Origin of the sequence: Bradyrhizobium sp., from assembly GCF_035570375.1 — a bacterium.
Classification (GTDB): Bacteria; Pseudomonadota; Alphaproteobacteria; order Rhizobiales; family Xanthobacteraceae; genus Bradyrhizobium.
Window position 1 is genome coordinate 18,370 of the sequence record NZ_DATMLW010000020.1, and the last position, 18,804, is coordinate 37,173.

General features: G+C 61.9%; 18 protein-coding genes. 12 read left to right on the forward strand and 6 right to left on the reverse strand.

The genetic code is table 11. The features are described from left to right. The first annotated feature begins 449 nt into the window (after positions 1-449). The 8 genes from clpS to VNX23_RS02540 all read left to right on the forward strand — a co-directional run bounded on the left by clpS (position 450) and on the right by VNX23_RS02540 (position 9,602). Complete coding sequence (gene clpS, locus VNX23_RS02505; RefSeq protein ID WP_325627610.1) at positions 450-782, forward strand: ATP-dependent Clp protease adapter ClpS; 333 nt, start codon at positions 450-452, stop codon at positions 780-782. Positions 783-997: 215 nt separating this feature from the next. Next, positions 998-3,439: an ATP-dependent Clp protease ATP-binding subunit ClpA gene (gene clpA / locus VNX23_RS02510; protein WP_325627593.1), complete on the forward strand. Its 2,442-nt coding sequence runs from the start codon at positions 998-1,000 to the stop codon at positions 3,437-3,439. A gap of 83 nt (positions 3,440-3,522) precedes the next feature. After that, complete coding sequence (locus VNX23_RS02515; protein WP_325627594.1) at positions 3,523-4,431, forward strand: dioxygenase; 909 nt, start codon at positions 3,523-3,525, stop codon at positions 4,429-4,431. Between the two features lie 271 nt (positions 4,432-4,702). Next, entirely contained in the window at positions 4,703-6,976 is a 2,274-nt protein-coding gene (locus VNX23_RS02520; protein ID WP_325627595.1) for a tetratricopeptide repeat protein, read from the forward strand. After that, positions 6,942-7,433: a hypothetical protein gene (locus VNX23_RS02525; RefSeq protein ID WP_325627596.1), complete on the forward strand. Its 492-nt coding sequence runs from the start codon at positions 6,942-6,944 to the stop codon at positions 7,431-7,433. The genes VNX23_RS02520 and VNX23_RS02525 overlap by 35 nt, the downstream gene beginning before the upstream one ends. Next, positions 7,415-8,131, forward strand: coding sequence for a CHAT domain-containing protein (locus tag VNX23_RS02530; RefSeq protein ID WP_325627597.1), 717 nt, complete (start codon positions 7,415-7,417; stop codon positions 8,129-8,131). The genes VNX23_RS02525 and VNX23_RS02530 overlap by 19 nt, the downstream gene beginning before the upstream one ends. A 31-nt stretch (positions 8,132-8,162) precedes the next feature. Then, complete coding sequence (locus tag VNX23_RS02535; protein ID WP_325627598.1) at positions 8,163-8,618, forward strand: hypothetical protein; 456 nt, start codon at positions 8,163-8,165, stop codon at positions 8,616-8,618. 216 nt (positions 8,619-8,834) lie between these two features. Next, a complete protein-coding gene (locus tag VNX23_RS02540; protein WP_325627599.1) occupies positions 8,835-9,602 on the forward strand; it encodes a hypothetical protein in 768 nt (255 codons plus the stop codon). Between the two features lie 20 nt (positions 9,603-9,622). On the opposite strand, the gene VNX23_RS02545 is transcribed toward VNX23_RS02540, so the two are convergent. From VNX23_RS02545 to VNX23_RS02570, 6 genes are all read right to left on the reverse strand, one after another. Further along, positions 9,623-10,906, reverse strand: a complete 1,284-nt coding sequence (locus tag VNX23_RS02545) for a TRAP transporter large permease (RefSeq protein WP_325627600.1) — start codon at positions 10,904-10,906, stop codon at positions 9,623-9,625. A 114-nt stretch (positions 10,907-11,020) separates the two neighbouring features. Continuing rightward, the gene (locus VNX23_RS02550; RefSeq protein WP_325627601.1) at positions 11,021-11,518 is read right to left on the reverse strand and encodes a TRAP transporter small permease; all 498 of its coding nucleotides are present in this window, start codon (positions 11,516-11,518) and stop codon (positions 11,021-11,023) included. A 79-nt stretch (positions 11,519-11,597) separates the two neighbouring features. After that, positions 11,598-12,626 (reverse strand): TRAP transporter substrate-binding protein, encoded by a 1,029-nt coding sequence (locus VNX23_RS02555; protein ID WP_325627602.1) that lies wholly within the window; start codon positions 12,624-12,626, stop codon positions 11,598-11,600. A 161-nt stretch (positions 12,627-12,787) separates the two neighbouring features. Next, complete coding sequence (locus VNX23_RS02560; RefSeq protein ID WP_325627603.1) at positions 12,788-14,005, reverse strand: alpha/beta fold hydrolase; 1,218 nt, start codon at positions 14,003-14,005, stop codon at positions 12,788-12,790. Between the two features lie 493 nt (positions 14,006-14,498). Further along, positions 14,499-14,858, reverse strand: coding sequence for a PilZ domain-containing protein (locus VNX23_RS02565; protein ID WP_325627604.1), 360 nt, complete (start codon positions 14,856-14,858; stop codon positions 14,499-14,501). A gap of 192 nt (positions 14,859-15,050) precedes the next feature. Beyond that, positions 15,051-15,977: a glycine/sarcosine/betaine reductase selenoprotein B family protein gene (locus VNX23_RS02570; protein WP_325627605.1), complete on the reverse strand. Its 927-nt coding sequence runs from the start codon at positions 15,975-15,977 to the stop codon at positions 15,051-15,053. 91 nt (positions 15,978-16,068) lie between these two features. Here VNX23_RS02570 and VNX23_RS02575 point away from each other — a divergent pair, with 91 nt between their 5' ends. From VNX23_RS02575 to VNX23_RS02590, 4 genes are all read left to right on the forward strand, one after another. Then, positions 16,069-17,076, forward strand: coding sequence for a lytic transglycosylase domain-containing protein (locus VNX23_RS02575; RefSeq protein WP_325627606.1), 1,008 nt, complete (start codon positions 16,069-16,071; stop codon positions 17,074-17,076). A 106-nt stretch (positions 17,077-17,182) separates the two neighbouring features. Beyond that, positions 17,183-17,920 (forward strand): AzlC family ABC transporter permease, encoded by a 738-nt coding sequence (locus VNX23_RS02580; RefSeq protein WP_325627607.1) that lies wholly within the window; start codon positions 17,183-17,185, stop codon positions 17,918-17,920. Continuing rightward, the gene (locus VNX23_RS02585; RefSeq protein ID WP_325627608.1) at positions 17,917-18,273 is read left to right on the forward strand and encodes an AzlD domain-containing protein; all 357 of its coding nucleotides are present in this window, start codon (positions 17,917-17,919) and stop codon (positions 18,271-18,273) included. Before VNX23_RS02580 ends, VNX23_RS02585 begins: the two co-directional genes overlap by 4 nt. Positions 18,274-18,394: 121 nt before the next feature. Further along, positions 18,395-18,804: SAM-dependent methyltransferase (locus VNX23_RS02590; RefSeq protein ID WP_325627609.1), on the forward strand; the 410-nt coding region annotated here is incomplete at its 3' end.

The window sequence follows — 18,804 nt, forward strand, 5'->3', positions numbered from 1 at the left end:
TTTGAAAAGCCGGCCATTCGGCCGGGCTTTTTCTTGGGCCGGCATTGCTCGCCATCGATCCATCAGCCTCTTGTGAATAAAATTTCGTCATTTGCGTATGGTGGGCTCGATCCGCGGGTCCGTCGGCGCTTTGTCAAACCGACCGGGATTGATTAACGTTTGGCGGTCGCCGATACCGAGAATCGGGCCTGACGCAAGTGGTCAGGCCATCATCTGCGCGCTTGCGATAAACGAATGTTAGACCCATATTGCTGTTATCGATGCAGCCGCTCGGTCAGGCGGGAACGGCGATCTGGAAGGGTGTCCGGGTTGATCGACGGCTCCCTGGTGAGAACGTCGGCGGCTCGCTGTCCAGCGCTTTCCTTGGGGTTTCCAACGCCTGTGCCATGCCACGCCTGATGACCAGACCCGATCCGTTCGTGCCGCCGGTTGCCAAATCCAATCCCAGAATGGGCAATGACGAAAACCGCGCAGGCGGAAGCGGCGGTCCCGTCACCTCCGTCATCACCAAGGTCAAGCCGAAGACCAAGAGGCCCAATCTTTATCGCGTCTTGATCCTGAACGACGACTACACGCCGATGGAATTTGTCGTTCACGTGCTCGAAAAATTCTTCCAGAAGGACGTCGAGGCCGCGACCAAGATCATGCTGCACGTTCATCATCACGGTATCGGGGAGTGCGGCGTGTTCACCTATGAAATCGCCGAGACCAAGGTGACCCAGGTGATGGATTTCGCGCGCAAGCACCAGCATCCCCTGCAATGCGTGATGGAAAAGAAGTAGCCCGCCATAATAGGAACGGGTTTTGCATCTATTAACCAGGTGATCCCGGACAGAGTGGGATAACCAAAAAAAATTCTCGTGAGAGTGCGGGGAGAGCCCCGCACGGTCACGGAACCGGTCTTCCGCCATGATCGGATGTAACTATATATGACAAAGGTTGTTGTTGCCTGAGGGGGCAACGGCGATCATGATGGCGGGGGCCACAGAGGACGCGAATGCCGACTTTTTCCCAAAGCCTAGAACAATCCCTGCATCGTGCACTGGCGATTGCAAACGAGCGGCACCATCAATATGCGACGCTTGAGCATCTTCTTTTGTCGTTGATCGATGACTCGGATGCGGCGGCCGTCATGCGCGCCTGCAGCGTCGATCTCGACAAGTTGCGCACCAGTCTCGTCAATTATCTGGAGACGGAGTTCGAAAACCTGGTGACGGACGGCTCCGATGACGCCAAGCCGACCGCAGGGTTTCAGCGCGTGATTCAGCGCGCGGTCATTCACGTTCAGTCCTCGGGGCGCGAAGAGGTTACCGGCGCCAACGTGCTGATTGCGATCTTTGCCGAGCGCGAGAGCCATGCGGCGTATTTCCTGCAAGAGCAGGACATGACCCGTTACGATGCGGTCAACTACATCAGCCACGGCATCGCCAAGCGCCCCGGGGTTTCCGAGGCGCGTCCGGTCCGCGGCGTCGACGAAGAGACCGAGACCAAGGGCAACGAGGATTCCAAGAAGAAGGGCGAGGCACTCGAGACTTACTGCGTCAACCTCAACAAGAAGGCGCGCGACGGCAAGATCGATCCGGTGATCGGGCGTAACTCCGAGATCAACCGTACCATCCAGGTGCTTTGCCGGCGGCAGAAGAACAATCCGCTGTTCGTCGGCGAAGCCGGTGTCGGCAAGACTGCAATCGCAGAGGGGCTCGCCAAGCGCATCGTGGACAGCGAAGTGCCGGACGTGTTGTCGGCGGCAACCGTGTTCTCGCTTGACATGGGCACGCTGCTGGCCGGCACGCGTTACCGCGGCGATTTCGAAGAGCGCCTGAAGCAGGTGCTCAAGGAACTCGAGGCTCATCCCAACGCGATCCTGTTCATCGACGAGATCCACACGGTGATCGGCGCCGGCGCCACGTCAGGCGGGGCGATGGATGCGTCAAATCTGCTCAAGCCGGCACTGGCCTCGGGCACCATCCGCTGCATGGGCTCGACCACCTACAAGGAATATCGTCAGCATTTCGAGAAGGATCGCGCGCTGGTGCGCCGGTTCCAGAAGATCGACATCAACGAGCCAACGGTGGAGGACGCGATCGCGATCCTCAAGGGCCTCAAACCCTATTTCGAGGACTATCACCGGCTGAAATATACCAACGAGGCGATCGAGGCCGCGGTGCAACTGTCCTCGCGCTACATTCACGACCGCAAATTGCCGGACAAGGCGATCGACGTGATCGACGAGTCGGGGGCCGCGCAGATGCTGGTTGCGGAGAACAAGCGCAAGAAGACCATCGGCATCAAGGAGATCGAGACCACGATCGCAACCATGGCGCGGATTCCGCCCAAGAGCGTGTCCAAGGACGATGCCGAGGTTCTCAAGCACCTCGAGCAGACGCTCAAGCGCGTGGTGTTTGGCCAGGACAAGGCGATCGAGGCGCTTTCGGCCTCGATCAAGCTGGCACGCGCCGGCTTGCGCGAGCCGGAGAAGCCGATCGGCTGCTATCTGTTCTCGGGTCCCACCGGCGTCGGCAAGACCGAAGTCGCCAAGCAGCTCGCTGCCTCGCTCGGCGTCGAACTGATCCGTTTCGACATGTCCGAATACATGGAGCGGCACACGGTGTCGCGCCTGATCGGCGCGCCTCCAGGCTATGTCGGCTTCGACCAGGGTGGTTTGCTCACCGATGGTGTCGATCAGCATCCGCATTGCGTGGTGTTGCTTGACGAAATCGAGAAGGCTCATCCGGACCTGTACAACGTGCTGTTGCAGATCATGGATCATGGCAAACTGACCGACCACAACGGCAAGCAGGTCAACTTCCGCAATGTGATCCTGATCATGACCACGAACGCAGGTGCCGCGGACCTCGCACGCCAGGCTTTCGGTTTCACCCGCAGCAAGCGGGAAGGCGACGATCACGAGGCGATCAACCGGCAGTTCGCGCCGGAATTCCGTAACCGGCTCGACGCCATTATCTCGTTTGCGCATCTCAATGCCGATGTGATCGGCATGGTGGTCGAGAAGTTCGTGCTTCAGCTCGAGGCGCAGCTTGGCGACCGCGACGTCACGATCGAATTGTCCGAGCCCGCGAAAGCGTGGCTGATCCAGCATGGCTATGACGAGCAGATGGGCGCCCGGCCCATGGCGCGCGTGATCCAGGAGCACATCAAGAAGCCTTTGGCGGACGAGGTGCTGTTCGGCAAGCTCAAGGGCGGTGGCCACGTGCGCGTGGTTCTGGTCAAGGACGAGACGGCCGCTGAGCCGCAGGAGAAGATCGGCTTCGAATTCGTCGAAGGGCCGGTCACGCCGAAACCGGAGAAATTGCCCGGCGCGCGTAAGCGCACGGTACCGCGCAAGCCCAAGCCGAGCGGTCCGGGCGGAGGGCCGAGCGGTGGCCCGGGCGGAGGGTCGAAGGGGCCTGCCTCGCGCGGCCCGCTGGTCAAGGTGTGAGCCAGCGACATTGAACAATCAGAAAGCCGGCGCGTCTCAGGACCGCCGGCTTTATTGTTGGAAAAATGGTTGGGCAACGTGCCATGATCATCGAAAATCAGGCCATGTTGACAGATGCGGTCATTGCGGCCGTCTCCCGCGTCGAAGACGCGCGCCTGCGCGAGATATTGACTGCGCTCGTGCGACATCTGCACGGCCTTGCCCGCGATACATGTCTGACCGAACGCGAGTGCCAGGAGGCAGTCCGGCTGATCGTGGCGATGGGGCAGAAGACGACGCCCTCGCACAACGAAGTCGTGCTGATGGCGGGCTCGCTGGGCGTGTCATCCCTGGTCTGCTTGCTCAACAACGGCAACCAGGGCGAGAGCGAAACGCAGGCCAATCTGCTCGGGCCGTTCTGGCGCGACGATCAACCCTTGAGCGCCAGCGGCGATACGCTGGTGCGCTCACCGACGCCGGGGCCGGGACTTCTCGTAAAAGTCTCCCTGCAGGATATCAACGGGAATCCGATCGCGGGTGCGGAAGTCGACGTCTGGCATTCCTCGCCGGAAGGTCTTTACGAGAATCAGGATCCCGGACAGGCCGAGATGAATCTGCGCGCACGTTTCATTTCCGATGAGGCCGGTCGCTTTCATTTCCGCAGCGTGAAGCCCGCTGGCTATCCGATTCCCGTCGACGGGCCGGTCGGCGAGTTCGTGCGGGCGACCCGCCGACACAATTATCGGCCGGCGCATCTGCATTTCATGATCTGCAAGGCGGGGTTCAAGACGCTGATCTCGCAAATCTACTCGCCCGATGACCCACATCTCGATTCAGACGTGCAGTTCGGCGTCACGCGAGCCCTGATCGGCGATTATATTCGCCACGATCAGCCTTCGTCCGAGCTGGGTTTTGCGGCGCCCTGGTATTCTCTCGATCAGCACTTCGCCCTCGAGCGTGGCGAGGCGCGGCGCCCGGAGGCGCCCATCCGCGCCAAGGCGCCAGAGGTTTAAGGTCTGGCTGGAACCGGCCGGGCACGACCCGTCTGCGAACTCCTAGCCTCTTCGGCGGTACTTCTATAATCTCAAGCCCGGAATTGCACCGGATCGCCCCAAGGCGGCCTCGGTACCTATCGTTTTTTGAAACCATCCCGCAGACGAGGATGGACTGGTCCATTTCGGGCCGAGACCATGATCTGGCTGGTCGGCAAGCCCGGAAAATTTCGGGCAAACCTGACAAAAGTCGGTCTGATTGGTCGCTGTCATATTGATGGGGAGCCCTTTCATGCCGAGATTATTCGACCCTCCAGCCTCGGGCGGGCTGGAAAGATCAGGTTCATTTGCGGTTGCCCCGGCTCTGGTCTTGATCGCATTCCTTGCGACGATCGGCGGTTGCGGGCAGGCCCTCGCACTCTCGAAAGAACAGGCGATCGCCAAATGCCGGGAGACGGTCGGCAGGCCGATTGTCCAGGCCTGCATGCAGGGCTTGGGCCGGGGCGGCGATCGCGAGGCCAATCTGGCGAGATGTCGGGAGGGCGCTTCGCCAAAAGTGAGGGCCTGCGTGATCGCGGCGCTCAACGCGGCCAACGGCAGGGCCAACGTCGCCATCGAGATCTACAAGGGCGGCAAGCCGAAAGAGGAGGCTATGGCCCCAGGCAATCCGCTGCCGGCCGGCTTCGTCCCGCCGCCGCGCACGATCGCCGACATCGCCGCAGTCCTCGACGGTGAGAAACCTGATCCAGCGACGCTGGCGAAGTTGAAGGCGGATGCCGACAGCGAGCCGGGAAAAAACTCGCAGGCCGATTTCGCACAGTTCTACTACGATCGCGGCAACGCCCGCGCCCAGCTCGGCCGCAACAAGGAAGCGCTCGCCGACGGCGAGAAGGCACTGGCAGCGGCGCTTGCCTCGGGCGACGGATATTTCGGCCAGCGCATCAGGCAGTTCAACACGATTCAGAAAATCTCGCTCGGCGACGTCAAGGGCGCGCTGCAGATATCCCAATTCATGATCACCGACGCCAACCGGCCCGGACAGAAGGGTTATCTTTTCAACGCACAGCGGATAGCAGGCAATATTCTCGTGCAGATGGGCGATATCCCGCAGGCCGAAGCCTACATGCGTCGCAATATCGCGCTGCTGCAGGAGGCACGCACGAGCGGGCTGCCCGGCTGGCGGACGAACTACGCGAGCAAGGGACGAGCTTGGGAAGGCGAAGTCGAATCCGTTCGCGCCATCGTCTTCGAGGCGCGGGGACAGTTTCGGGATGCGGAGGCCGCCTACGCGAAATCGCGTGAATGGAAACTCGCGGCGATCCCCGACATGACCTTCACCTACGCGCCGCCCGAATCGCAGATACGCCAAGGTGCCGATCTCGACCTCCTCAGCGTCGGGCGCATGAAGGCGAGACAGGGCAGGCTGGCGGAGGCGGAAGTCGATGTGCGCAAGGCGCTGCAATCGCGCCTGAAGGCGCAAGGCAAATACAATCCTCAGACGACGCCCTTCGTAAGAGGTCTTGCGAATATCCTGGTCGAGGAAGGCCGCTACGAGGAAGCGGAGAAGCTGACGCGGATCGCACTCGACATCAATCGCACGCTCAATATTGCAGACGATTCCCAGTACAACGCGCAGATCCTGGCACAACTCGGCGCCATCCTCACATTCGAACGGAAACTGCCGGAGGCCGCTTCGGTTTATGCCGAGCTCGACAAGGCGATTGCAAAATGGGAGCCGCAGCGCCGCGAGGTGCTTGAGCTGAATGGTTCGCGCATCAATGCCCTGTTAGCCTCGGGACAGACCCAGGCGGGGCTCGAAGCGGCGCAGGCGCTGTTGAAGCGCGAGATCGCGCGCGTCGGCGAGAAGCATTTCGATGCGGCGTCCGCGCGAGGCATCCTCGCCGTCGGGCTGATGCGCGCAGGCCGGGATGCCGACGCTATCCGGGAATTCAAACTTGCGCTCCCGGTGCTTCTTGCCGCTGTGCGCGACAATGCCGACGATGATGACGCTACGGTGGTCGCTGCGCGAAGCCAGCGGCTGCAGGGGATCGTGGAGGCCTATATCAAGCTCTTGGCCAGCACGCAGTCCTCAAGCGGCGACGTCGCCGTCGACACTTTCAGCCTTGCGGATGCGGTCCGCGGCCGTTCCGTCCAGCGGGCGCTTGCCGCCTCCGGCGCGCGTGCTTCCATCAAGGACCCCGCGCTCGCCGAACTCGTGCGCAAGGAGCAGGATCTCGACAAGCAGGTGAGCGCACAGCTCGGCCTGCTCAACAATATCCTGGCGCTTCCGCCGGATGAGCGGGACCCGCAGGGAATCAAGGGCGTCAACGCCTCGATCGAGAAATTGCGCGCCGAGCGCGACCAGGCGCGCGCCGAAATCAACAGGCGCTTTCCGGCTTTTGCCGATCTGGTCGACCCCAGGCCGCCGAGCGTCGCGCAGATCCAGGCGACGCTGGCGCAAGGTGAGGCGATGCTGTCCTTCTACTTCGGGCGATGCAAGCTTTGTCTGGGCTGTGCCGAAGGAAGGCGCGGTGGCGTTTGCGGTAATCAAGGCCACTGCCGGTGAAATTCGGAGCAAGGTGCGCAAGCTGCGCGAAGCGCTCGAGCCGCAGGCGGCGATGATTTCCGACATCCCGCCGTTCGATGTCAAACTCGGCTATGAGCTTTATTCGCTGCTGTTGCAGGGCGTCGAAGCCGGTTGGAAAAAATCCAAAAGCCTGATCGTCGTCACCAACGGCGCGCTCGGCCTTTTGCCGTTGTCGCTGCTGCCGACCGCGCCGGCCGAGATCGATACCAGTGATGACCCCTTGTTTTCCAGCTATCGCGCGGTGCCATGGTTGGCGCGGAACTATGCCGTCAGCAGCGTACCGTCGACGGCTGCGTTGCGGACCTTGCGGCAATTGCCGCCGGGCAAACCGGGCCGTGGCGAGTTGATCGGGTTCGGCGATCCGCTCTTCAGCCCGAACAGGCTGCAGAAGCCGCCCGTGAGCAGGACTCGATCAAGATGGCCGACGCCGGAATGACAGTAACGCGCGGCCTGCCGCTCAAGCGGCGGTCAAGTCCGAAACTCGAAGGCGTCGACAGTGCGGAATTGGCCATGCTGCCGCGGCTGCCCGACACCGCCGACGAATTGAAGTCGATCGCGCTCGCATTGCAGGCCGACCCATCCAAGGTTCTCAAGCTTGGCAAGGATGCCAACGAGGAAGCGGTCAAGACCATGGATCTGTCCGGCTTCAAGGTGCTGGCCTTTGCGACCCATGGTCTGGTTCCCGGCGAGCTCAACGGGCTGACCCAGCCGGCGCTGGCGCTTTCGGCGCCGGCGGTTGCGGGCGTCGAAGGCGACGGGCTCCTCACCATGGAGGAGATTCTCACCCTCAAGCTCGATGCCGACTGGGTTGTTCTTTCGGCCTGCAACACCGGCGCCGGCCAGGGAGCCGGTGCGGAAGCGGCCTCGGGCCTTGGACGCGCCTTCTTCTATGCCGGCACGAGGGCGCTGCTCGTCACCAACTGGTCGGTGCATTCGCAATCGGCGCGCGAACTGGTGACTGACCTGTTCAAGCGGCAAGCCGATGACCCGAAACTGACCCGGGCGGAAGCCCTGCGGCTGGCCATGATGGCGCTGATGGACGGCCCGGGTTATGTGGGTGCCGACGGCAAGACCGAATTCGCCCCCCTGTTTTGGGCGCCTTACACGATCATCGGGGATGGCGGCGCGCGCTGAGTGGAGTTTTAGTGTAGCTGGGGGAGGAATGATGCTGCGGATGGGTTGTCTGGCATTGATGGTGGTCTGCGCTGCGAGTGCGATAACCATATCGTCTGCCGCCTGCGCCAGCCATCTCCTGATCACGGAGGACGAGGCCAGGCTGCCACCCCCGAAGGGGGCACTGACGGCGGATCGGCGCGGAATCACCCGCGGTCCGAAAATCGAAGTCATCGTCGACGGCGAGCAGGTTCATTCCCCCGTCCATCTTCAGCTCAAGTTTGAATCCTTTGGCGGAGCCAAGATCGATCCGGATTCCATCAGGGTCACCTACATGAAGACGCCGACCGTGGACTTGACCGAGCGCATCAAGTCTTTCGTGCGCGCAAACGGACTGGATATGCCTGATGCCGAACTGCCGCCGGGAGATCACATGATCAGGGTCGATATCAAGGATTCGGAAGGACGTGTCGGCACCACGAGTTTCGTGCTGAAGATTTCGCCCTGAGGGTGGGCAGGCGATGGAATGTCCGTTTTGCCAGAACGAGAATGCGCAAGGCGCTCTGGTTTGCGCTTCCTGTGCGCGTGACATTGTGGTGCCGAAGTCGCTCCTTGTGGAGCGGGACGGTCTAATTCGCAAGCGCGACATCCTGCGGCAGGAGCTGGCGGTAGCCAGCGCCGAGCTTGAAAAGTTGAGGCGCGCCAAAAAGCTTCGGTCGGCCTGATGGAGTGTCCGTTTTGCGCCGAGACCATCAAGGATGAAGCCATCGCGTGCAAGCATTGCTCGCGCGATTTGCGCGTGGCCTTGCCTGTGATGCTCGAGATCCAGCAGCTCGTATCCGAACTTGACCGGTTGCAGAACGAAATCGACCGGGTCAACGCCGCTCTGGCGCGGATTCGTTTTCCCTTCCGCTACTCCCTCATTCGCGCGCTCGTCTATGTGCTGGTGCCGATTCTACTGCTCGTGGTAGCCCATATCCTGGTCACGATCACGCTGAACGTGACACCGCTTTATCTGCGGCTGGCATCGGTCATCATTCCCTTGCCGTTCGGATTCCTGCTCTACGCACGCGAGAAAATCGGATTTGGCGGGACCTTGCTGGTCGGGGCTGTGACGGCGGCGCTGGCGGTGACCTGCATGCTCGCCGTCACCGGAATCAACGATCACGTCCCGATCATGCCGGGTCCGTGGATCGAATGGCTCGAGGTGATCGAATACATCGCCAGCATTGCGCTCGCCTACGTGACCGGAAATCTGATCGCCTCCCTGATTTTCGAGGTGCTTCCGAAGACGATGGCCCAGGGTGGACGACCCAACGCCGTCGCTTACCGGATTGCCGGGATCCTCGGTCAGCATGTGGGAGAGGAGCAGCTTCGCCGCCGCGCGCGGACCATCCAGGACCTGCTCCGCACCGTCGGACCGTTGATGGGGATTGCGGCAACCGCGGGCGGATCGATCTACGCCGGCCTCAAAAGCATCTTTGGCTGGTGAATTTTTGCAGGATTCTCGACCTATCGGATCAGCCCGGCCAACCGCGGCAGCGTCAGGCTGATTTCGGGGATGCAGATGATGAGCAGGAGCCCGCCGAACAGGGCCAGCATGTACGGCACGTAGGTGCGGAAGTGATAGCCGACATTGATTCGTGCAAAGCGGAGCGCCATCAACAGGCCGACGCCCATCGGCGGCAGGAACAGCCCGATGCCCACCGCCGCGGTCTGCACGATATTGAAGTGGATCGGGTCGATGCCCATTGCTTCCGAGATCGGAAACACCACGGGGATGAGCACGACTGCGGCGGGCAGACCCTCCAGCACCATGCCGAACAGGCAACTCATGACCGCGGTTCCGGTCAGAAACAGCCAGGGGTGCGCCTTCAGCGGCGAGAGAAGCTGGCCAAGCAATTGCGGCACGCCGCTCACCCCCATCAGATATTGATAAACGGAAGCGACCGCGAGCAGGAACACCACGGCGGCGGTGAGGATCGCGCTGTCGTAGGCGATTGCGCCCATCTCGCGCCAGGAGACATTGCGATAGTAGAGTTTTGCGGCGAGGAACGCGTAGCCTGCGACGACGGCGCCCGCTTCGGTCGCGGTGATGATGCCGAGGATGAAGCCGGCCAGAATCACAAACGGCACGACCATCGGCACCGCGGCATGAAGCGCCGCATGACCCAGGCGGTTGAGGCTTGGTCGGGTGTCGACCGGCCAATCATTCTGCCGCGCGCGGATATAGACCACCGCCATCAGGCAGAGCATGATCACCATCGCCGGAATGAATCCGGCGACGAACAGCGCCACTGCCGAGGTGTTGGTGACTTGCGCGATCACGATCATGAAGATCGCCGGAGGCACCAGCATGCCCATCGCGGTACCGGCAGCGATCAGGGAGGCCGAGTCGCGTTTGTCGTAGCCGGCTTTCGTCAGTGGCGGCATCAGGGCGGAGCCGAGTGCAGAAACTTCCGCCATCTTCGAGCCGCAGATGTCGGAGAAGAAGTAGGCGACCACGATCACCGACATGCCCAGCCCGCCCTTTACCCAACCGATCAGGGCGCGCGCCAGTTCGACCAGCGCGTGGCTCATGCCGCAGCGCTCCATCAAATTGCCCGCAAACACGAACGCGGGAATGGCGAGCAGAACCCAGCTTTGCGATCCCGACACCAGCGCCGAGGACAGCTGTTGCATCGGATAGCCGCCGATCCATAGCCCCGCGATCCCGGCGACGCCGAGCGCAAACACGATCGGCATCGAGAGCAGGATCAGGACAATGAAGATGGCGGCAACGATCGCAAGCAGCATGAACGGCTGGCCTCTAGTGCATGATCCGGAAAAATGGAAGCCGGTTTTCCGAAAAGATCATGCTCAAACAAAGAGATGAGATCATGATGCGAATCCACCTAATCGCATCATGATCTAGTGCTGTAGTTCGCCTTGCGGCAGCGGCGAGAGCATCATCGCGAGGCCGTAAATCGCAATCAGGACGCCGCCGACCACCGAAGACGCATAGAGCCAGGCGAGATTGATTTCGAGCCCGGGGGTCGCGAGCGTGCGGTTGAGCAGGCAAAGCTTGAAACCGTACCACGCCACCAGGAGACCGACACCTGCGATCAGCGCGTGATTGAAGCGGTGGATCCAGAGCTGCGCCGACTCAGGCAGGCGATGCACGAAAACCGACAGCGAAAAATGCGAGCGCGACGCAATCCCGATCGCAGCTCCGATCAGCGTCAGCCAGGCCAGTGAAAGTTCACCCACTTCCTCCACCCAGGTGAACGGCACCGGGTCGAGGTCGAGCCAGTCGGTGATGGCGCCGACGAAATAGCGCAGGATCACGCCGAACAGGAGGTTGACGATCGCAAGTGAGATCAGCGCCGTGACCGCGAATTTCGGGACGACTGAGAGGATACGCAGCATTGGCGGTGCAATTCCGGCAAGGATCAAGGCGGGGGATCAGGCGCCGGATGCATGTCCGGCGCGCAATTTAGCGTTTGGATCAGGCCTTGAAACCTTCGATCTCGTCCCACAAGGCGCCATACTGGCTCTTGTAGGCCGGCCAGATCTTCTGTTGCGCGACTTTGCGGAATTCCTCGACCTTGGCTTCGACCACGGTCATGCCGAGCGGCTCGAGCTCCTGCCTGGCTCTTGCGAAATTGTCGACCGTCTCGGTAACCTCGCGGATCTTGCCTTGCGCCGCGCGAGCGAGGTCCATCACCAGCTTCTGTTGAGAGGCGGATAGGCTGTTCCAGATTTCGAGATTCATCACCGCGTTGGTCGGGCCGTAATTGTGGTAGGTGAGGGAGGCATATTTCGATACTTCGTAGATCTTCAGCGCCTTCATGTTGACGATCGGCAGATCGCCGCCATCGATCACGCCCTGCTTGGCCGCGGTGACGACCTCGCCATAAGCCATCGGCACGGCGTTGCCGCCCAGCCCGTTGATCGTGTCGCCGAAAATCTTCGCCTGCTGAACCCGGATTTTCATGCCGCGCAGGTCTCTCGGCTCCACGATCGGCTTTTTCGCGGTCCAGAAGTGGCGGAAGCCATAATCGAAATAGCAGAGCACCTTGAGCTTGTACTTGTCCTCGATTTCGCCGCTGAGCTTGTCGCCGATCCGCCCGTTGAACATGGCATAGGCCGAAGCGTAATCCTTCACGAGATAGGGCACGAGGAAAGCGCCCATTTCCGGAAACACGGTGGCGGCGGCGCCCGCGGGGCTGCCCATCGCGATGCTGCCGGATTTGACCGCATTCATGATCTCGAGCTCCTGCGGGATCAGGGTCTTGCCGAAAAACTGCATCTCGAGGGCGCCGTTCGAGCGTGCCGTCACCTCCTTCGCCATCCAGTCGAAAGCGACCGCGGCCGATTCCGGCACCGCATTGATGTGCGCGAATACCAGCTTCTTCGGCTGGGTCTGGGCAAAGACGGGCGCGCGACCAGTGGTGAGAATGCCGGCCATTCCGGCGCTCGCCCGCAGAAGCGCGCGGCGATTGAGCAGGACGCGGCGCGACGAAGCGGCAGACATGGGGATTCCTCCAAAATGCTCTTTTCTTGCGGTTTACGAGCTTACAGCATAGCGGTCGCGTTGAAAGAGGGATGTTGGACGCCCTTTCGCGGCCGCAACATGCGACACCGCACCTTGCCGCAGACCTATCGCGATCTTTGCCGCGCGATGCGGTCGCGGGCTCAGCGTGTCGGGCTCTCGGGCGCCTCAGGCTTCTGGCTCAGGCGACGGATTTCCCAGGGCAGGATGATCCTTCGGAAGATCACCGGGTCGGGCCACGTCCCGGGGGTTCGTCCCATATGCCCGCCGGCGGGATTGATCCAGGCCTCGCGCGGCTCGCTGCCGCTGTTGAGGAGAAGCTGAAGATCATCGATCGGCACCTGGGTGTCTTTCGTCCCGCCCACGATCAGGATCGGCGCCGTCGGCTTGCCGAGCAGGTCCTGCGCCTGGAGCGACATTTTCGGCAGGAAGGTGATCAGCTCGTCGGCGGATTTCAGGCCGTAGACGAAAAGGCTCGCCGGAAGCAGGTCGAACAGATATTCGCGCGTGTACATCCGCCCTCGGAAGAAATCCGGCTGAAAGGTGCGATGAATCGGCGGCGATTGCACAACGGCGCCCGCAAGCCGATTGGCTTCGGTGTGCGCGAGCTTCGCCGCCCAATAGCCGCCAAAACTCTGACCGTGCACGATGATGCGATTTCTGTCGATCTCGCTCCGTGTTGCAAGATAATCGAGGACGCGCGAGTAGATATCATCGGCGGTTTCGTCCGCCTTGCGCGGCGCTTCGCCTGTTCCCGGGCTGTCGACCGCGAAAAACCCGATGCCTTGCGGCAACGCTGCCGCGTAGGTTTCGGCAACCGTTTCCTTGCGGCTGTCGAGACCCGAAATCGCCAGCACCAGCGGCACCGGACGCGGCGCGGTGGCAGGGAGCCGCAGATAGCCGACGATTTCGCCGGCCCGGTAGGGAATGCGCACGACCTCGAGCGGCGGATCGAAATATCGGGCATGCTGCAGATAGGCATCGATGGCGCGGCGGTACGCCGCCTGTTTGCCGGCGGAAGTCGGCGCCGGCCATTGCCCGAAATAATAGAGGCGCCAGGCCTTGATGAAGTTTGCGTCGGCTTCTCGGGGGTCGCTCGCCGCCTTTGCCTTCGCCATGTAGCCATCGGCGATCGCACTCCACGCAGCCGCCCACTCGTCCGGATCGCGGCTCTTGATACGCCCCAATGCTTCGCCGGCGTCGACCGGTTGGATGCCCAGCAACGGATACGCCCCGGTCTGCGAGCGGGCGAACGTCTCGGTCTTGATCTCGTCGACGCTGCGATCGGCGGTCTGGGACGATGCAACCTCTGCGGCCAAACACGTCAGCGCGGCTCCCAGGACAATGTAAAATGCGCGCATGGTTGCTCGAACGTTCCCCCTTTGAAGACGCCGCGATTATGGTCATGACAAAGGAGGGACACAAGGGAACGTCTGCAGCACGCAGCAATTTGCGGCCCACCTCTCCCCGACGGGGAGAGTTCGGATCGCATCTGGTGGTCCGATTCCAACATTCGCATTCCGTCTCAGCAGGCAGTTTGCGAATGTTGGAATCACAGGACCACCAGCGAAATACAGTTTTCTAGTGGAGTTTTGGATTTGACATTCGCTTTCGAGCTCGCGGTCAAAACTATAGCGAATGTCAAATCCACTCCACTAGCGATGCGATCCGGGTGAGGGCTATGGCTCCTACGAGAGATAACAACCCCTCACCCCAACCCTCTCCCGCCGCAAGTCGTGGCTTGCCCGACTTGCGCCAGTTCACAATGCGCAACCGGGGTAAACCCGGTTGCGTGGGAGAGGGAGCGCACTTTCAGCGCGGTTGCAGTTCACAGGAATCATCGCGCTTTAGCGCTCAGCTTTCGCCGATGAGCTCCTTGATGCGGCGCTGCAGTTCGCGCTTTTTCTTTTCGCTCCGGCGCAGACGCCTGGCGAGGTCGGAGCCGGGCAGCTCATAGGGAGATTCCGAACTGAACGCGACGCCGACAAAATTGTCGCGCCACCAGATGATCCTGGCGAGGAAGGAGCGGCCCTTACGCGCGATCGTCAGGCGCAGCGGCTCCTTGGGAAGCCGCACGCATTCGCAAAATTCAAGACGGGCGCCGTTTTCGGAGATGTTGCGAACCACGCAATCCCTGGATCCGCCGTGTTCGCCCATCTCGGCGACGCCGCCATAGATCACCTTGTCGCGCGCGCTCTGGCGTCGTTCCAGCATGGAAAAGCTCCCACACAAAGAGGGGTGCATTTTTACGCGCCTTTGCCGATCGCGAAAGCCGGCTACCGGCAAATTACCGTGTTAACCTAAATTGAACACACTACCGTCCGGATCGCCGCATGACCGATGCGATCTATGATTAATCCGCCGGTACTTTCATTGACCTCGCAATCGTCAGGCGAGAAGGTGCCGTCACGCCGCAGATTCGCGCAAAGCTCGCGCGCTTTCCTTTTGCCCGTCGAATTCGCGCCGTCGCCGCGCGAGTTCCTCCGCGCTCAGGGCCGCGACGTTGTTGTAATCCCGTTTCCAGGAAGCATCGCTGCTCCAGCGCAAGGGCGATTGCACCGTGGTTTGCGCGGAAGGCGCGGTCTCAAGCACGCGCAGCGCGAGTTCGAGCGTGAACGCCTGCGACGGGGCATCGTGAGGCCTGCCCGCGGAATTGCCGAGCGGAAAATCGGAGAACAGGAACCGCGGCACCGCGGCGTGCTCGACGATGTCCCTGGCGCAGCCCATCACCACGGTGGGAACGCCGTTCGCCTCGAGGTGCCGCGCGATCAGGCTGACGGTCTGGTGGCAGACCGGGCAGTTCGGCACCAGCACCGCGGCATCGACGCGATCATCCTTGCAGCGCCTGAGGATTTCCGGCGCATCGGTTTCGATGGTGACACGGTGGCTGCGGTTGGTCGGCACCCCGAAGAAGCGCGGGGCCACTTCACCGATCCGCCGCTCAAGCGCCAGTCGTTGCAGTTGCGGCAGCGGAAACCAGGTGCCGCTGTCCTCGGCCGAGGTGTGCACGCGGTCATAGGCGATGTGCGAAATCCGAAGATCGTGTGGCCTTGCGGTATCGCCGTCATAGACCGAATAGAATTTGGCGGAGCTGTTGTATTTGGCGCCGGAGCCCTGGTCGCCTTTGGTCGGATCGAACGGTGCCGCGGTGGTAATGATGGTAATGCGGGATTGCGCGAGCGGCTTGCTTAAAGGCTGAAACGGTGCGTCGACATAGTGCGCCCAGCGATAGGGCGTGGTGTACCCGATTGCCGCATAATATTCCCGCGTTCGCGCCATATAGGGGATCGGCCGATCCTCGTCGGGTGCAAAGCCGAATTCGTCGCCTGCCATCTCTGGCTCCCATAGACGCGCCATGTTTGGGAAATTAGCTAGGCTTCGGGCTTCCCTTGTCAAGCATGGACTGTGCGAGGACAGGTCTGCGATGCGAATGGTCGGCTCTCCCAGCGCGGCGGTTTGCACGGTGGTGGCCGTCCTCGCATGGGCTGTTGCGGGAGCGGCCCAGGAGGAGACCCCGCCTGCAAACCTCGGCGGCGGGACAGCAACGCCGAGCGTGGAGGAACTCGCCATTCCTCCCGACGCCAGCCAGGATGGGACGGCGAAACACGCGAGCGACGTTCGGGAGACCGACACCAGGGAAGCGGTTTGCCTGATGATCGAGGCGGCAGCCAAGGCCAACGATTTGCCACTTGAGTTTTTCGCCCGCGTCATCTGGCAGGAAAGCCGCTTCCAACCCGACGCCGTGGGGCCCGTCACGCGCAGCGGACAGCGCGCGCAGGGCATCGCGCAATTCATGCCGGGTACCGCAAGCGAGCGCCGCCTGCTCGATCCCTTTGACCCCGTTCAGGCGCTGCCGAAGTCCGCCGAGTTTCTGAGCGAATTGCGCAACCAGTTCGGCAATCTTGGTCTCGCGGCTGCGGCCTACAATGCCGGACCGCGGCGAGTGCAGGAATGGCTCGCAGGGACGGGAGGAATGCCGCAGGAGACGCGGCACTACGTGGCGGCCATTACCGGCACCACGGTCGATGAATGGGCCAAGGCCGGCAAGAACGCCAAAATGTCCGACCGGGCGACCCACACCGGCTGCCATGAGCTGATGGCGCTGCTCAAGCGCGCCCCGAACTACTTTGTCACCGAACTCGAGCAACATGTGAAGCTCGGCACTGAGCGGCCGTGGGGCGTGCAGCTTGCCGCCGGGTTCGATCGCGACAAGGCGCTTGCGATGTATTCCCGCGCGATATCGCACTTGAAAGGCGTGATCGGCGATCAGGATCCGATGTTGCTCGGTTCGATCTTCCGCAGCCGGGGCACCCGGACGTTCTATCAGGTTCGCATCGGCGCCGACACGCGGCCGGCCGCGGACGATCTCTGCAACCGTATCCGCCGTGCCGGTGGCGCGTGCCTGGTGCTGCGTAACAGTGCGAGGGGGTGAGGGATGCTTCTCACCTTGCGCTATGCATGCCAGCCGTGAGCCAGGCTTTGCTTGACGCCAGTCGATTTCGTCCGCGTTATGCGCTCCTCAACCCAAGGCGCACCTCTTGGCTCCTCCCAATCTCGATTCAGGCCGATGGAAAAGCCACTCGGGCACGTTTGCGTGGGGAATGCTTTCGGTCACCTCCACCGTCCTCAGCCTGGTGCTGTTCGCGACCTATATCGGCATCGGCGCGCTGGCGCATGAGGCGCGTTTCAGCCTCGCTTGGGCGCTGGCAAGCACGCTGTTCGTTTTTGCAGGTCCAGCGCAGATCATATTGATCTCGACGCTCGGTTCGGGCGCGACCGTCATTCAAGCGGCAATCGCGGTCACGGTCAGCGCGATCCGGCTGTTCCCGATGGTCGTGTCGGTCCTGCCGATGATGCGCACGCCACAGACGAAGCGGCGGCAGCTCATGCTTGCCGCGCATTTTGTTGCGATCACCTTGTGGGTCGAATGCTTTCGTCTTTTGCCCAAAGTGCCGCGCGATCGCCGGATCACTTTCGTCCACGGGCTCGGCACCGGCCTCGTCACCATATGCCTGACCGCGACCACGATTGGTTATGCGCTTGCGGCCAATCTCGCGGGACCGTTCGCAGCCGCGATCCTGCTGTTGACGCCGCTGGCGTTTCTGCTCTCCACGGCGCGCAACTGTCGCCAGCTCTCCGACATTCTGGCGCTGCTGTTGGGACTCGCATTGTTTCCGCTGGTCGCAAGATTCCGCACGGGCGTCGACATCCTGATCAGCGGGGTTGCGGCCGGCACCATCGCCTACGCCGTCCACTGGTGGCGGGAGCGGCAATGAGCGAGGCGCTTGCCCAGTTCGCCGGAGACTGGCACGCGCTGCTGGTGCTTTTGCTTGCAGGCTTCCTGCCCAATGAGATCTGGCGCATGGTCGGGGTCTGGTTTGGCGCCGGCGTCGATGAGGGCTCCGAACTCCTGGTGTGGGTCAGGGCGGTGGCGACCGCCATCCTTGCCGGCGTCATCGCGCAGATCCTGATCCAGCCGCCGGGGGCGCTGGCGGGCGTGCCCGACTGGTTGCGCTATGCGGCAGTGGCCGGCGGCTGCATGGTCTTTCTGGCGACAAAGCGTTCTATCTTTGCGGGCGTGGTCTCGGGCGAGCTGTTGATGCTTGCTGGCACATGGTGGCTTGGGTAATTAGCTTCGAGCATGATCCGAAAAAGTGGGAACCGGTTTTTCGAAAGGATCATGCTCAACTAATAAACTAAGACGCGATGATCCCAAATCGTCGCGTCTTAGGCAGTGTGAGGCAAAAGCCATGACCAGTGACACCGGGCTGCGCGAAGGCGAAGTTGCCGTCGAGATGCCGAAAAACTTCGATGCGGGCCTGATCTTCATCGGCCGCATCCGCACGCCCTGGAGGTCGCGCGAGGATACCCCGCGACAAGGCAGCCATAAAGGGCCGGTTTGCCGCCTCGAGATCTTTGATCCCTGGGTGCCGGCGCTGAAGGGCGTCGACTTCTATCAAAATCTTGAAGTGATCTACTGGCTGCATCACTCGCTGCGCAATCTCGTGTTGCAAAGCCCGAAAAAGAACGGATTGACCCGTGGCACGTTCTCGCTGCGCTCGCCGGTACGTCCCAATCCAATCGGCACCTCGATCGTCAGGTTCGTCGGGATCGAGGGCTCAACCGTGCTGGTACGCGGGCTCGATTGCCTCGACGAAAC